Source organism: Streptomyces sp. CY-1, from assembly GCF_047218265.1.
Classification (GTDB): Bacteria; Actinomycetota; Actinomycetes; order Streptomycetales; family Streptomycetaceae; genus Streptomyces; species Streptomyces niphimycinicus.
Window position 1 is genome coordinate 10,660,278 of record NZ_CP178393.1, and the last position, 14,324, is coordinate 10,674,601.

10 protein-coding genes are annotated in these 14,324 nt (G+C 72.3%); 8 read left to right on the forward strand and 2 right to left on the reverse strand.

Features of this window, described 5'->3' with window-relative positions:
• Positions 1–12 precede the first annotated feature (12 nt).
• Genes ACK1X7_RS45085 through ACK1X7_RS45100 form a run of 4 tightly spaced genes read left to right on the forward strand, consistent with a single transcriptional unit; the run spans position 13 to position 7,098 of the window.
• The gene (locus tag ACK1X7_RS45085; protein WP_382959611.1) at positions 13–1,086 is read left to right on the forward strand and encodes a pyridoxal-phosphate dependent enzyme; all 1,074 of its coding nucleotides are present in this window, start codon (positions 13–15) and stop codon (positions 1,084–1,086) included.
• Positions 1,083–2,567 (forward strand): argininosuccinate lyase, encoded by a 1,485-nt coding sequence (argH, locus tag ACK1X7_RS45090; protein WP_413116660.1) that lies wholly within the window; start codon positions 1,083–1,085, stop codon positions 2,565–2,567. The genes ACK1X7_RS45085 and argH overlap by 4 nt, the downstream gene beginning before the upstream one ends.
• Positions 2,564–3,832, forward strand: coding sequence for an ATP-grasp domain-containing protein (locus tag ACK1X7_RS45095; RefSeq protein WP_413116661.1), 1,269 nt, complete (start codon positions 2,564–2,566; stop codon positions 3,830–3,832). The genes argH and ACK1X7_RS45095 overlap by 4 nt, the downstream gene beginning before the upstream one ends.
• The gene (locus tag ACK1X7_RS45100) at positions 3,832–7,098 is read left to right on the forward strand and encodes an amino acid adenylation domain-containing protein (protein WP_413116662.1); all 3,267 of its coding nucleotides are present in this window, start codon (positions 3,832–3,834) and stop codon (positions 7,096–7,098) included. Before ACK1X7_RS45095 ends, ACK1X7_RS45100 begins: the two co-directional genes overlap by 1 nt.
• A 92-nt stretch (positions 7,099–7,190) precedes the next feature.
• Here ACK1X7_RS45100 and ACK1X7_RS45105 read toward each other — a convergent pair whose 3' ends face one another.
• Together ACK1X7_RS45105 and ACK1X7_RS45110 are read right to left on the reverse strand one after the other, a co-directional pair.
• Positions 7,191–8,132, reverse strand: coding sequence for a TauD/TfdA family dioxygenase (locus tag ACK1X7_RS45105; protein ID WP_413116663.1), 942 nt, complete (start codon positions 8,130–8,132; stop codon positions 7,191–7,193).
• A 55-nt stretch (positions 8,133–8,187) separates the two neighbouring features.
• Positions 8,188–9,018, reverse strand: a complete 831-nt coding sequence (locus tag ACK1X7_RS45110; RefSeq protein WP_216344490.1) for an ABC transporter permease — start codon at positions 9,016–9,018, stop codon at positions 8,188–8,190.
• A gap of 413 nt (positions 9,019–9,431) precedes the next feature.
• Here ACK1X7_RS45110 and ACK1X7_RS45115 point away from each other — a divergent pair, with 413 nt between their 5' ends.
• The 4 genes from ACK1X7_RS45115 to ACK1X7_RS45130 are packed head-to-tail and all read left to right on the forward strand — an operon-like array spanning position 9,432 to position 14,243.
• Entirely contained in the window at positions 9,432–11,207 is a 1,776-nt protein-coding gene (locus tag ACK1X7_RS45115; RefSeq protein ID WP_413116664.1) for a fatty acyl-AMP ligase, read from the forward strand.
• Positions 11,204–12,979 carry an acyl-CoA dehydrogenase family protein gene (locus tag ACK1X7_RS45120; RefSeq protein ID WP_413116665.1) on the forward strand — a complete coding sequence of 592 codons (1,776 nt, stop codon included), beginning with the start codon at positions 11,204–11,206 and terminating at the stop codon, positions 12,977–12,979. Before ACK1X7_RS45115 ends, ACK1X7_RS45120 begins: the two co-directional genes overlap by 4 nt.
• Positions 12,976–13,926 carry a hypothetical protein gene (locus tag ACK1X7_RS45125; RefSeq protein ID WP_413116666.1) on the forward strand — a complete coding sequence of 317 codons (951 nt, stop codon included), beginning with the start codon at positions 12,976–12,978 and terminating at the stop codon, positions 13,924–13,926. Before ACK1X7_RS45120 ends, ACK1X7_RS45125 begins: the two co-directional genes overlap by 4 nt.
• Positions 13,927–13,970: 44 nt before the next feature.
• A complete protein-coding gene (locus ACK1X7_RS45130) occupies positions 13,971–14,243 on the forward strand; it encodes an acyl carrier protein (RefSeq protein ID WP_361512881.1) in 273 nt (90 codons plus the stop codon).
• The last annotated feature ends 81 nt before the right edge of the window (positions 14,244–14,324 follow it).

The following is a 14,324-nucleotide window of genomic DNA, read 5'->3' on the forward strand; positions in this document are numbered from 1 at the left end:
CGAGGAGTCTCCATGCCGCTGTCCGCACTGACCTACCGCTCCATCACCGAGGCCCAGATGCTGCCACGCCTCATCCGGCTCGGCCCCAATCTGTACGGCGCGGTCTTCACCCTGATGAAACTCGTGCCCGCGCAGTACATCCTGCGCCGCGCGCTGCAACGCGGTGAGCTGACCGAGGACACCGTGATCGTCGAGACCACCTCGGGCACCTTCGGACTCTCCCTCGCGATGCAGGCGGCGCTGATGGAGCGTGAGCTGATCCTGGTGAGCGACCCCGCGATCGACGACAACCTCCACCGCAGACTGACCGACCTCGGCGCCAAGGTGGAGATGTGCCTGGAGCCCGCGCCGGTCGGCGGGTATCAGGGAGCCCGGCTGACCAAGCTGGCGGAGATCCGCGCCTCGCTGCCGTCCACCTTCTGCCCCGAGCAGTACAACAACCCGGACAACGCCCGCTCGTACCACGTGGTGGCCGATCAGCTCGTGCGCACCTTCGGCACCGTCGACTGCCTGGTCGGCACCGTCGGCACCGCCGGATCGATGTGTGGCACCGGGGGCGGCCTGCGCGAATACAGCTCGCACACCCAGATCATCGGCGTCGACAGCCACCGCAGCGTGCTGTTCGGCCAGCCCGACGGGCCCCGCTCGCTGCGCGGCCTGGGCAACAGCCTGTGGCCCGCCAACCTCGACCACACCCTCTTCGACGAAATCCACTGGTGCAGCGCGGCCGAGGCATACGCCCAGACCCGGGCCCTGCACGCCGAATCCGCCCTCTTCCAGGGCCCCACCAGCGGCGCCGCCCATCTGGTCGCCCAATGGTGGGCGGCGAAGAACCCGGACGGACTCTGTGTGGTGATCCTGCCCGACGAGGGATACCGCTATCAGGCCACCGTCTACGACGACGCGTGGCTCGCCGCGAACGGCGAACTGCTCGCCGAGCGTCCCACCGAGCCGGTGACCGTCGCGTCCCCCGCCGAGGCCGGTGACCGCTGGACCCGACTCGTCTGGGGCCGCCGCTCCTACGAGGAGGTGCCCGGCGTCGTGCCCCGGGTGACGCACCCCCTCGCCGAGCGGGCCCTGTCGTGAGCTCCACCGGACGGCTCACCCACATCCTCGGCCCGCGCACCCGCCGCGTCGTCTACGGCGAACCGGATCCCGGCGCCATACGCGGGGAACTCGAACCCATCAGCACCATCGACATGGCACATGTGGTCATGCTCACCGAGTGCGGACTGCTGCCCGCCGACACGGCCACAGCGCTCCTGGAGCGCATCACACGGCTGCGTGCGGAGGGCTTCGGCAGTCTGCACGGGCTGCCGGCGCCGCGCGGCCTGTACTTGATGTACGAAGGCCACCTCGTGTCCGAGCTCGGCGCCGACGTGGGCGGAAAGCTGCACACCGGACGCTCCCGCAACGACATCAAGGCGACCGTCACCGCGATGCGGCTGCGCTCCGTACTGACCGATCTGCTCGGCGAGGTGCTGAGGCTTCAGGCGGTCCTGCTCTCCCGGGCCCGCGCCCACCGCGAGGTGGTGATGCCCATCTACACCCACTTCCAGCCGGCCATGCCGGTCAGCTACGGCTACTACCTGTGCGGAATAGCCACCGCGCTCGATCGCGACATCACCGCGCTGCGCCAGACGCTGGACGAACTGGACCGCTGCCCCCTGGGCGCCGGGGCGGTCTCCGGGACGGACCTGCCCATCGAACCGGCGCGCACCGCCGCCCTGCTGGGGTTCGACGGCTCACCGCTGCACGCGATCGACGCGGTGGCCGCACGGGACACGCTGCTGCGCGCGCTGGCCGCCGCGTCCTCGGCCGGGGTGACGCTCAGCCGGCTCGCCACCGACCTGCAACTGTGGAGCACCCAGGAGTTCGGGCTGATCGAGTTTCCCGAACGGCTCGTCGGCGGCAGCTCGGCCATGCCCCAGAAGCGCAACGCGTTCCTGCTGGAGCACGTCAAGGCCAAGGCCGGCGCGGCCATCGGCGCCTGGACGGCCGCCGCCTCCGCCATGAAGTCCGCGCCGTTCACCAACTCCATCGAGGTCGGCACCGAGGCCGTGGCTCCGGCCTGGCCCGCGCTGGCCGCCGTACGGGACTCCGTCCTCCTCGCCCAGGTGCTCGTCAGCGGCGCCCGCCCGGTGGCGGAGCGGATGGAACGGCGTACGGCGGAGAGCTTCGTGACCGCCACCGTGATCGCCAACAGACTGGTGGCACAGGGGGTTCCGTTCCGCACCGCCCACCACATCGTGGGCGCCGCCGTGCGCGAGGCGATCGAGAGCGGGGCAACGGAACTCACCAAGATCGCGCTGCCCGACGGGGCCCCCACCGGTACGGCCACCGAACTGTCCTCCCTGCGTGATGTCGTCGCGGCACATGACCGCGGCGGCGGCCCCGGCGAGTCCGACGCGGCCGTGGGCGTCCTGCGGGAGCGGCTCACCGCCCATGGGCGACGGCTCGCCGACCACCGCGGGCGGACGCGGGACGCGGAGCGGAGGCTGGACGCCGCGGTCGAGGCGCTCCTGACGGGCCACGGAACCACGGCGGCGAAGGACGGAGAACGGTGACCGGGCAGAACGGGACGAGCGGGCCCTGGCTCGCGTTCGTGGAGAGCAACACCACCGGAACGGGGCGGGAGTTCTGCGCGGCGGCGCGGGCACGAGGCTTACGGCCGGTGCTGCTGACCCGCGACCCGGCCCGCTATGTGTACGTCGAGCAGGACGGCATCGACACCAGGCTCCTGGACACCGGTGACCTGGCCGCGGTGGTGGACTGCTGCACCGGGCTCGTACTGGACGGCGGGCTCGCCGGAATCGCGTCCAGCTCCGAGTACTTCGTGTCCACCGCCGCCCATGCGGCGGCCAAGCTCGGCCTGCCCGCGGCGGACGGGGACGCCATCGCCCGGTGCCGGGACAAGGAGACGCAGGTCGCCGCGCTGGCGGCGGCTGGTGTCCCGGTGCCCGCCGGCGTGGCCGTCGGTGAGGTGGCCGACGCGGTGCGCGCCGCCGACGGGATCGGCCACCCGGTCGTGCTGAAGCCGGTCCTCGGCTCGGGCTCGGTCGGTGTCCGGCTGTGCCGGGACCGGGAGGAGACCAGGCAGTGGGCGGAGGAACTGCTCGGCCGCTCCACCGACGAACGCGGCAATCCGGTGCCGGCCCGGATCCTGGTCCAGGGGGCCGTCGAAGGGCCGGAGTTCTCGGTCGAGACCTTCGACAACACCGTCGTCACCGTCGTCGCCAAACACATCGGGCCCCGGCCGTACTTCGTGGAGACCGGACACCAGGTGCCCGCACCCGTGCCCGACGCCGTCGCCACCGCGCTCGGCGGCACCGCCCTGCGGGCGCTTGCCGCGCTCGGCCTCGGCTGGGGTGCCGCCCACACCGAACTGCGGATGTCCGCGGCCGGCCCCGTCGTCATCGAGGTCAACCCGCGGCTCGCGGGCGGCATGATCCCCGTCGCCGTACGGGCCGCCCTCGGCATCGACCTCGTCGACGCCGCGATCGCCCGCGCGGCCGGACAGAGCCGGACGCCCACGCGGCCGGGCCGGGGGCACGCCGCGGTCCGCTTCCTGCGCAACGAGCGCGAGGGGCGGGTCACGGGCATCGGCGGGGTCGAGGCCGCCCAGGCGGCCCCCGGCGTGGTGGCCGTCGCGATCGGCACCGCGCCCGGACGGACGGTGCGGGTGACGAACTCGTTCCAGGACCGCCTGGGCTGCGTCGTCGCCACCGGGACGGACGGGGAGCAGGCCGGAGACCGCGCGGCGGCCGCCGCGGGCCTGATCAGGATCGAGCTGGAGGAGCCGGCGCTGCCGGATGAAGGAGTCGCAGGCTGATGAGAGACGGCGCGAAGACCGAGGCGTTCACCCGCGTTCCCCGGTGGACCTTACCCTCCGCCACGGATACGGGCACCGGGGTCCATGGCACCCGCCTGGACGCGGAGCTCACGGGCGCCCTGGAACGTACGGCCGGGGAACTGGACATCCCCCTGGCCGCCCTGCTGCTCGCCGGTCACGCCCGGGTCCTTTCGACCGTGACCGCCGAGCGGGACCTGCTCACCGGCTGTGTGCCACAGGACGGGCCGGGCCCCGCGCGTCCGCTGGCCCTGTCCGTCGCCGAGACCACCTGGGCGGAGCTGGCGGCACACGCGCACGCGGCGCTGAAGGGCCTGGGGCCCGCGGCCGGCGTACGGCCCGAGGCCGTGCTGGACCTGTCCGGGCTGGCGGAGCACCGGGACGGGCCGGCCCAGGCTCCGGCCCACGACGACGGCTCGCCCGCCGTCCCGGACGACGGTGCGGTGCTCCGCGTGGCCTGGACGCGCGACGAACACGGCCTGTCGCTGCGGGTGCTGTACGACCGTGCCGCGATCGACGGCGACTACGCGCGGCGCCTCGCCGGATACCACCTCGCCGCGCTGCGGCATCTCGCGGACGCCCCGCACGGGCGGCACGAGTCACCGAGCCTGCTGTCACCCGAGGAGTCCGAGAAGCAGTTGCACGGGCTCGCGGGCCCCACCGTCGAACTGCCCGACGCGACCTTCGTCGACCTGTTCCAGGAGCGGGCCCGCGGCTGCCCGGACGCCATCGCGGTCGAGCACGGCACGGTCCGGTGGACCTATCGGGAGCTGGCGCGGCGGGTCAACCGGATCGCGCACGCGCTGCTCGAGGCCGGGGTGGGGCCCGAGGACGTGGTCGCGGTCGTCATGGACCGCACCCCGGAGTGGATCGCGGCCGCCCTCGGCGTCTTCACGGCGGGCGGTGTCTATCTGCCCGTGCGGCCGGACTTCCCGGTCGAACGGGTCGTCGCCCAGTTGGAGCGCAGCGCCTGCGCCGTCGCGCTGACCGAGCCGGGCAGCGAGGCGCTGGTGCGTGCGGTCTCCGCCCGGCTGGCCGCCCCGCTCACCCGGCTGTCGGTGACCCGCGTCCTGGCGCGCGGCGGCCACACCGAGCCGCCCAGCGTGTCGCTGACGCCCGGACAGGCCGCCTACATCTACTTCACCTCGGGCTCCACCGGAAGCCCCAAGGGAGCCCTGTGCGAGCACGCGGGCTTCCTCAACCACCTGTACGCGAAGATCGAGGACACCGGGATGACGGCCGGTGGCGGGGATGTGGTCACCCAGATCGCCTCGCAGTGCTTCGACATCTCCCTGTGGCAGTTCGCCGCGCCGCTGCTGACCGGCGGCAGCGTACGGATCATGGACACCCGCACCCAGCTCGATGTCGCCGCCTTCGTCGAGGAGATCGTCGAGGGCCGGGTCACCGTGATGCAGGTCGTCCCGTCCTATCTGGAAGTCCTCCTCACCCACCTGGAGCAGCACCCCCGCCCGCTCGGCCCCCTGCGCTCGGTGTCGGTGACGGGCGAGGCGCTCACCTATGAACTGGTGCAGCGCTGGTTCGCCGCCTGCCCCGATGTCCAACTGGTCAACGCCTACGGCGCCACCGAGACATCGGACGACCCGATGCACGAGGTGCTGCACGGCGTCCCGGAGCGCGACTTCGTGACCGTCGGCCGCGCGCTGCGCAACGTCAACACCTATGTGCTCGACGAGAATCTGGCGCTGGTGCCGCTGGGCACCCCCGGCGAGATCGCGTTCTCCGGGGTGTGCGTGGGCCGTGGCTACATCAACGACGAGGAGCGCACCCGGGAGGCGTTCGTCCCGGACCCGTTCCGGCCGGGCAGCCGGATGTACCGGACCGGTGACTTCGGCCGGTGGCTCCCCGAGGACCGCCTCGAATTCCTGGGGCGCCGCGACGCACAGGTCAAGATCCGCGGCTTCCGCATCGAGATCGGCGAGATCGAGAACAAGCTGCTGACCATGGCGGGTGTCCGCGAGGCGGCGGTGGTCACCGAGGGCGACACCAGCGAACAGCGCGTCCTCGTCGCCTTCTTCAGCGGTTCGCAGGAGGTGACCGCGGAGGGCGTGCGCGACTTCCTCGCCACCGTCCTGCCCGACTACATGGTGCCCACCCATATCCACCGGGTGGACCGGCTGCCGCTCACCGAGAACGGGAAGATCGACAAAAAGGCGCTGGCCCGGCCCGCCGCGGAAACGGCCGGACGCCCCGCCCACATCCCGCCCGCCACCCCCGCCGAACGGCGCCTGGCCGAACTGTGGGCCGACGTCCTCGGCGTACCGCGAGAGCGCATCGGCCGGTCCGACGACTTCTTCGAACTCGGCGGCACCTCGCTGGCCGCGGTGCGGCTCCTGGTCCGGCTCGACCGGGCGCTGTCGCTGAAGGACCTGGCCGCCCACCCGGTGCTCGCCGACTGCGCGGCGGTGCTCGAACCCCGCGACGGCGGCGCCTTCGCCCGCCCCGTGGCGACCCGGCTGCTCCAGCCGCTGTCCGCCGTGCCGGACCCGCACCACACCCTCGTGTGCTTCCCCTTCGCGGGGGGCAACGCCGTCAACTTCCGGCCCCTGGCCGCCGAACTCCAGCGCGACGGCATCGCGGTGCTCGGTGTGGAGCCGCCCGGCCATGACTTCGCCGGCGACGGTGAGCCGATGGAGGACGTCCCCGTCCTGGCCCAGTGGGTACGGGACGAGATCGTCGCCCATGTCCCCACGCCGGTATCGGTGTGGGGACACTCCACCGGTGTGGCCGCCGCGTTGGAGACGGCGCGGCTGCTGGCGGAGGCGGGCCGGCCCGTCGAACGCGTCTATATCGGCGCGCTGCTGCTGGGGGACACCGAGACGCTCGCCGCCGAGATGACCCGGGCGGCCACGGCGGACGACCAGAGCCTGCTGTCCCGGCTGCGGGCCGGAGAGGTGTACACGGAGCTGGAGGAGCTGGGGACGGAGCGCGCCGATGTGGTGGCCCGCGCCTACCAGCACGACGTCCTGACCGCCGGCCGGCATCTGCGCGCGGTGGGCGAGGACCCGGAGGCGTACCGCCTCGATGCCCCGGTGGAGGTGGTGGTCGCACGGGACGACGCCGCCACGGCGGCCATCACCGAGGAGTACGGCGGCTGGAAGGCGATCTCCGACCGGATCACCCTCCACGAACTGGCGGAGGGCGGCCACTACTTCGTCCGCACCCGGCCGGCCGAGACCGCCGCGCTGGTACGGTCCGGCTGCGCGCCGTCCACGCCGCGGGACCAGTGACGAAGGGGGCGTACCCGGGTCCGCCCGGGTACGCCCCCTCATCCGTGGCCCGTCGGCCCTGGTCTCCGGGACCCGGGACCAGGGACCAGCAATTACGGACGGAACGGTTCGCCGAGGCCGACGACGATCTCGCGGTCGCCACGGTAGGGCTCGCGGCTGTGCGCCATCCGGACGTTGTCGATGACCAGCAGGTCGCCCCGCTGCCAGGGCTCGCGCACCGTGTGCTTCTCGTAGACCGCGTTGATGAGGTCGACGGTGGCGCTGTCCAGGGGTGAGCCGTCACCGTAGAAGGTGTTGAACGGCAGCCCGTCGGGGCCGAATTCCGCGGTGAGGAACTCACGCACCTCGGGGGCCATCGTCCACTCGTTCAAGAACGCGATCTGGTTGAACCAGCACCGTTCGCCCGATTCGGGATCCGTGATGACGGCCTGGCGGGTCTGCCGGGTGCGCAGGCCGCCATCGGCGTCCCAGCGCACCTCGATGCCGTGGTCGGCGCAGTAACGCTCCACCTCGTCGGGGTTCTTGGCGCCGAACGCGTCCTCCCATCCGATCCCGACGAACGGGTTGTAGTGGCGGGTCAGCACCCAGCCGTGGCGTTCGAAGCGCTCGACGAGCTCGTCCGGCAGATCACGCAGCACCGCACGGGCGTCGGCGACGGCCGTGACTCCGCCGACAGCGGGCGGGGTGACACAGGCGAAGACCATCAGCCGGGGCGCCTCGGCCGCGTAGCTGAGTTCGTGGTGCATGCACATGGGCTGGTCGGCCGGCCAGTGCGAGGAGGAGTACAGTCCCGGCCCGAACTCCTCGCGGGGCGCGAACCCCTCGCGCTCGGCCATGCCTTCGCCGATGATCCCGCGGACCACGGCGGCGGCGTGCTGGTGGCCGTCCAGGCCCAGCCCGCGGACCAGCAGGGCACCGTGCCGGGCCACCAGGTCCCGTATCTCCTCGCGGTGTTCGGTGGCCCAGGCCGCGGCGTCGGTGCCGGGCCCGGGGGCGGCGTCCAGCCGCCGCGGGGCGTCTCGCTGCTCGGGCATGAGGGCTCTCCGTTTCGTCTCATGAGGGGGAGGGGGTGAGAAGGGGAGGACGAGTTCAGACCAGGGGGCGCCGGAACGCCCACACCGCCGCGCTCGCCCCGAACAGCGCCACGAGGGCGCTCGCGCCCAGAGCGGACCACACCTGGGCGCCCAGCGGCTGGTCGAGGCAGAGAGAGCGTGAGGCGTCCATCGCGTACGACAGCGGGTTGAGGATCGCCAGGACCTGAAGCCAGCCCGGCATACGGTCCACCGGGACGAAGGCGCTGGAGGCGAACATCAGCGGGAACGTCACCAGATAGGCCATGCTCTGGAGCGCCTCCGCACTGCGCAGCCAGGCCGCCAGCGCCAGGAAGAGCCAGGTCATCGCCCACACCACCACACAGGTCAGCAGCAGCGCGGCCACCAGGCCCACGACGCCGCCGGCCGGGTCGGCGTCCATGAACACCACGGCCACCACGAGCAGGATCGCGAGCTGTGCGGTGGTGCGCAGCAGGTCGGCGAAGCTGCGGGCGAACAACAGCAGCGGCGCATGGATGGGCAGGGTGCGCAGCCGTGCCACCGCGCCGTTGTCCATGTCCCGGACCAGGCCGATACCGGAGGCGATCGCGGGGCCGATGCCCGTGGTCACCAGCAGCGCGGGCAGCAGATAGTCCAGGTAGGAGACGCCGTCGGGCAGGTGGTCGAGGTCGACGATGCTGCCGAAGACCTCGCTGAGCAGCAGCAGCATGAAGACCGGCTGGAGCATGGCGAGGATCAGGGTCCGGCGGTGTGCGAGATGGGCCTTGAGCGACCGCTGGGTGAGGATCAGCAGTTGTGCCGGGGGGCTGCTGCCGTGCCAGGCGGGAGCGAAGGCGCCGCCGTCCGGTAATGACGTGCTACGGGTCATGAATTTCCTCCGGGAGTGGTGCGCCCGCTGGTGCGTGGCACGGTGCGCCAAATTCCTGGAGCGGTTGTCGAAGAAAGGCAGGATCAAAGAATCCGCCGTCATGACCGGCTACGCGATGACTGAGCGCGGTGGTATCGGATGGCTGCGTCGTCCATGGGGAACGAATGCGCTTCGACTCTATCGCGCGGAATTGGCTCCGACGGGGCGTTTCATGGCCAGTACTGGCCGGTGCGCACGAGAACCGCGGTGAGATGCGGGCGTTTTGGTCGGTTTTGTGACGAGGGGATGGGGTGCGCGGTGCAATTTGTTGTCAGCGCCTTTCCCCGCCTGCGGCCCCTCGGTAGAAATGCACGACAGTGCCGGATCGGCATCTGGAAACTCAGTTCGCGGACACGAAGGGCAGGGCCTCGGATATGGCGGGAATCGTCACCGCCCCCACCGTTGACGCAGTGCTCCGGGAGCATGCGGAAAACCGTCCGGAAAAGACGGCGGCCGTATTCGTGACGGACCCGTTGCGCACCGACGGAGCGCAACGGCTCACTTATGCGGAACTCGACGCACAGGCCAGGAGCGTCGCCGTACGGCTCCGCGCCCATGTCCCGCCGGGGGGCCGCGTCGTCCTGCTGTACCCCGCCGGGCTGGCCTTTCTCATCGCCTTCCTCGGCTGTCTGTACGCGGGCGCCGTCGCGGTTCCCTCGTCCCTGCCCGGCCGCTACCGGCACGAGCGCTACCGGGTCAGGCGCATCGCGGACGACGCGGGCGCCGTGGCGATCCTCACCGACTCCGCCACCCGCGCCGACATCGAGGCGTGGGCCGCCGAGGAGGGACTCGACAGCCTTCCCCTCCTGGTCACCGACGACGGCGAGGCCGCCGATCCGGACGCATGGACGATGACGCCCGCCGGACACGACACGCTCGCCGTGCTCCAGTACACCTCCGGCTCCACCGGCGACCCCAAAGGCGTGATGATCAGCCACGGCAATGTGCTGCACAACACCGCCAACCTCGCCGACTCGCTGAAACTGGACGACACCACCCCCATCGGCGGATGGATCCCGCACTTCCACGACATGGGGCTGATGGGCTCGATCCTCCCGCCACTGCTGCTCGGGTCGACCACCGTCCTGATGAGCCCCACCACCTTCCTCAAACGCCCCCATCTGTGGCTGCACATGGTCGACCGCTATGGTGTCGAGGCGTCCGCGGCACCGGACTTCGCCTACGACCTGTGCAGCCGACGGGTCACCGAAGCCCAGAGCGAGGGCCTGGACCTGTCCCGCTGGCGGCACGCACTGGACGGCTCCGAACCCGTACGCGCCGCCGTACTCGAACGATTCCAGCGGCGCTTCACCGGCCACGGACTGCGCGCCGACGCACTGACCCCCTGCTACGGCATGGCCGAGGCGACCCTCTTCATCGCCGGGGCCGCCGGCACCGCCCCCCGGGTGCGCCACGTCTCCGCCGAACTCCTGGAACGCCACGAGTTCCGGCCCGCGGCCCCCGACGAGCCCGCCCGCGCCGTCGTCGGCTGTGGTCCGCCGCTCGGCGCCGAGGTGCGCATCGTCGAACCCGACACCCAGCAGGTCCTGCTCGACGGCGACGTCGGCGAGATCTGGATCCGCGGTGGCATCGTCGGCCAGGGCTATTGGAACCGCGAGGCCACCAACGAGGCCGAGTTCCACGCCACGACCGCCGACGGCGACACCGACTGGCTGCGCACCGGAGATCTGGGAGTCCTGTACGAGGGCGAACTCCACATCACCGGCCGCATCAAGGACGTCCTCAACCTGCGCGGCCGCAACCTCTACCCGCAGGACATCGAGCAGGAACTGCGCACCCAGTGGCCCGAACTGGGCAACCTCGTCGGCGCCTGCTTCGCCGTACCGGGCGAGGGCCCGCAGGGCGATGACGTACTCGTGGTCACCCACGAGGTGCGCGGCATCAAGGACGAGGAACGGCTGCGCGAACTCGCCGCCGAGATGCGGCTCACCGTCGCCCGCGAATTCGGCGCCCCCGTCGGCGCGGTCCTGCTGCTGCGCCCCGGCGGAGTACGCCGCACCACCAGCGGCAAGATCCAGCGGCGCGCGATGCGCGACCTGTTCCGCGCCGGCGAGCTGCGGCCCACCTACGCGGTCTACGAGCAGAGCCTGCTGCGCCCCTTACCCGAGCCCCAGGAAGCCGCCGTATGACCACCGCCTCCCCGACCGCCGCCTCCCCGGCCACCCCGGCCCAGAACCCCTGCGCCGCGCCCCTCGAGCGGCTCACCCGGCTGCTCGGCGAGCTCACCGTACCCGGGCAGCCCTTCGCACCCGAGGCGCTCGCCGAACTCGACCGGACGGAGGCGTTTCCCGCCGAGGCATGCCAGGCGCTCGACGCGTTCGGACTGCGGCGCTACTACGTACCGGCCGAGCACGGCGGCGCGCTGGAGAGCTTCGACGTCGTCATGGGGCTGCTGCGGGCCGTGTCCCGGATCGACCTGACCGTGGCCGCCTCGCACGGGAAGACCTATCTCGGGGCCGCCGCCACCTGGATCGCGGGAGAGCCGGAGGCCGCCCGCCGGCTGGGAGAGCGGATAGCGGAGGGCACGACCGTCTCCTGCGCCCTGACCGAACGCCACCACGGCAGCGATCTGATGGCCGGTGAGCTGACCGGCAGGCCCGCCCCGGGCGGCGGCTGGCTGCTGTCCGGCGAGAAGTGGCTGATCAACTCCGCCACCCGGGCCGGCCTGGTCACCGTCCTCGCCCGCACCGACGACAACGGCGGACCGCGCGGCTTCAGCCTCTTCCTCGTGGACAAGTCCCGCCTCGCCCCGGAACGCTTCACCCACCTGTCCAAGGTGCCCACCTACGGCATCCGGGGCGCGGACATCAGCGGCATCGCCTTCCACGACGCGCCACTGCCCGAGGACGCGCTCATCGGGCGGGTCGGTGCGGGCATCGAGATCATCCTCAAGGCGCTGCACCTCTCCCGGACCGGCTGCGTCGCGATGTCACTGGGCGCGGGAGACCATGCGCTCGCGCTGGCCGCCGAGTTCGTGGCCCAGGACGGCGGAGGGCTCGCACGGGATCCGTACGTGCGGCGGGAGCTGGGCGAGGCCGCCGCGGGCCTGCTGCTCGCCGACGCCACCGGCGTGGTGGCGGCGCGCTCCCCGCACGCGCTGGCCGGCGAGATGAGCGTCATCTCCGCCGCCGCGAAGGCATATGTGCCCGCCGAGGTCGACGCCCTCATCGCGCGCCTGCTGCACCTCCTCGGCCCGTACGGACTGCTCCGCCCCGACGACCCGCACACCGGATTCGCCAAGGTGGAACGCGACCACCGCATCATCGGCATCTTCGACGGCAGCAGCCTGGTCAACCGCAGCGCCCTCATCGAGCAGTTCCCCCGCATCGCCCGCGGCTACGCCAAGGGCCGGTGGGACGCGGAGGGCCTCGCCGAGGCCACGGATCCGCGGGCCCCGCTGCGCCCGATGCGGCCCGGCGACTTCGGCCTGGTCTCCAGCGGCGGCTGCTCCGTCATGGCCGGCCTGCCGTCGGCGGTCGGCGAGCTGCGCGAGCTGGCCGCACGTGGCCACGCCTCCACGGCGCTCACCACTCTGGCCGGGCGGCTCCTGGAGGTGTCCGACCGGCTCCACCAGGACCTGGCGGCGGTCCGGTTCTCGCCCCGCGCCGTCCCCGGCCACGCGTTCGGGTTCGCCGAGCGGTTCGAGTCGTGCTTCGCGGCGGCCTCGGCGCTCCACCTGTGGCTGCGCGCCGCCGCCCGCGCTCAGGGCCCCCTCGCGGAGACCGCGCTGACCGCCTGTCTCGTCAAGGCGCTCACCGACCTGGAGGAGCCCGTCGACGAAGCCGACCGCACCGTCTTCGACGACCTCGCCGACGCGGTCCTCGCCCGCCCGTCCGCCCCCTTCCACTCGCTCCTCGACCACGTGGAGCCGACCAGCTCCCAGGAGGGGGCCGCCTCGTGACCACCACCACCGGCTCCGTCGCTCTCGCCACCACCGTGGAGAAGCGCCTCGGCGACCCCTACGACACCACGAACCCCAACGGCTTCCGGGCGATCCTCGCCGCACGGGAGGCCGGACAGCCACCGGCCGGTGAGCCCTTCCGCGTGGACGGCGTCGACGGCGGCGATGTGGACCCGGAGTCGCTGATGCACGCCCTGCGCGCCGGGTACCGCAGATCGCCCACGCTCACCCGGTCCGGCGGTGGGGCCCAGTGGGGGAGCGGCGCCGTGACGGTCGGCGCGATCGCCGTCGGCACCCTGGACTCCGGCCTGCGCATGACGCTGCGCCATCTGCGGGCCCGGCGCCTGTACGGCGCGGCGGCCATCGACATCCCCCAGTTGCGCGCGGTACTCGCCGGAGCCTACGCCGACCTGCTGGTGTGCGACACGCTGACCACACTCGCCGTCCGGAACACCGATGCCTTCCCCGCCCGGCCGGACGCCCACGACCGAGTGGTCCGGATCCTCGTACCGCGCGTGCTCCAGGGTGCGATGGACCGCCTCTCGCTGGCCATGGGGTCGCGCTTCTACATCAGGGAGGGCGAACAGCCCGCCTTCCACCTGCTGCTGAACGAGATGCAGAGCGCGCTCTTCGCGGCGGACGGCCGAGCGGCGGACGGCCGACCGGACCGGCTGCCGGAGCCCGCCGTCGCCGCCGCACCACTCAGCGGCATGACCGTCGCGGACCTCACGACCGCACCGGCCGTCACCGCGCTGTGCGACCCCGAACTGCTCGGCGCGGCGCCCGGCCACGCACTCATCACACGTGCCGCACTCATCACACCTGGGCGAGGGACACCGCGGCCGCCGCAGGCCGCCCTGGACCACCTGTTCGCGGAGCTCGACCGCCGCTATGACACCGGCCACTCCTTCGACCTGGCCGAACGCCCCCTCCCCGACCGTCCCTAGCCGCCGCGCCCGGACACCCGACCCCCGACGCAGAGGAGACACCCATGTCCGACCCCCACGCCGAGCAGCACACCGTCGAGAGCCTGCGGGAGTGGCTGACCAACTGCATCGCCTCCCACCTGGAGCGGCCCGCCGACACCATCGACACCAGCGTGCGGCTCTCCGACTACGGACTCGACTCGCTGTACGTGCTGTCCGTCGCCGGAGAGCTCGAGGACCACTTCGACGTCTCCCTCGACCCGACGCTCCTGTGGGACAACCCCACCATCGACGCGCTCAGCGAAGCCCTCGTCAAAGAGCTGGCCCAGTACGCCTGACGGGCACACCCCGCCGCATCCGCCACCGCATCCCATCCCGCGCAGTCCGCCACTCCGCAGAACCGAGAGGACCGCTCCGTC

Excerpts from the sequence above, each read along its gene's own strand:
- ACK1X7_RS45085 (WP_382959611.1), top strand. The coding sequence starts at position 13 with ATGCCGCTGTCCGCACTGACCTACCGCTCCATCACCGAGGCCCAGATG.
- ACK1X7_RS45100 (WP_413116662.1), top strand. The coding sequence starts at position 3,832 with ATGAGAGACGGCGCGAAGACCGAGGCGTTCACCCGCGTTCCCCGGTGG.
- ACK1X7_RS45105 (WP_413116663.1), bottom strand. The coding sequence starts at position 8,132 with ATGCCCGAGCAGCGAGACGCCCCGCGGCGGCTGGACGCCGCCCCCGGG.
- ACK1X7_RS45110 (WP_216344490.1), bottom strand. The coding sequence starts at position 9,018 with ATGACCCGTAGCACGTCATTACCGGACGGCGGCGCCTTCGCTCCCGCC.
- ACK1X7_RS45115 (WP_413116664.1), top strand. The coding sequence starts at position 9,432 with ATGGCGGGAATCGTCACCGCCCCCACCGTTGACGCAGTGCTCCGGGAG.
- ACK1X7_RS45120 (WP_413116665.1), top strand. The coding sequence starts at position 11,204 with ATGACCACCGCCTCCCCGACCGCCGCCTCCCCGGCCACCCCGGCCCAG.
- ACK1X7_RS45130 (WP_361512881.1), top strand. The coding sequence starts at position 13,971 with ATGTCCGACCCCCACGCCGAGCAGCACACCGTCGAGAGCCTGCGGGAG.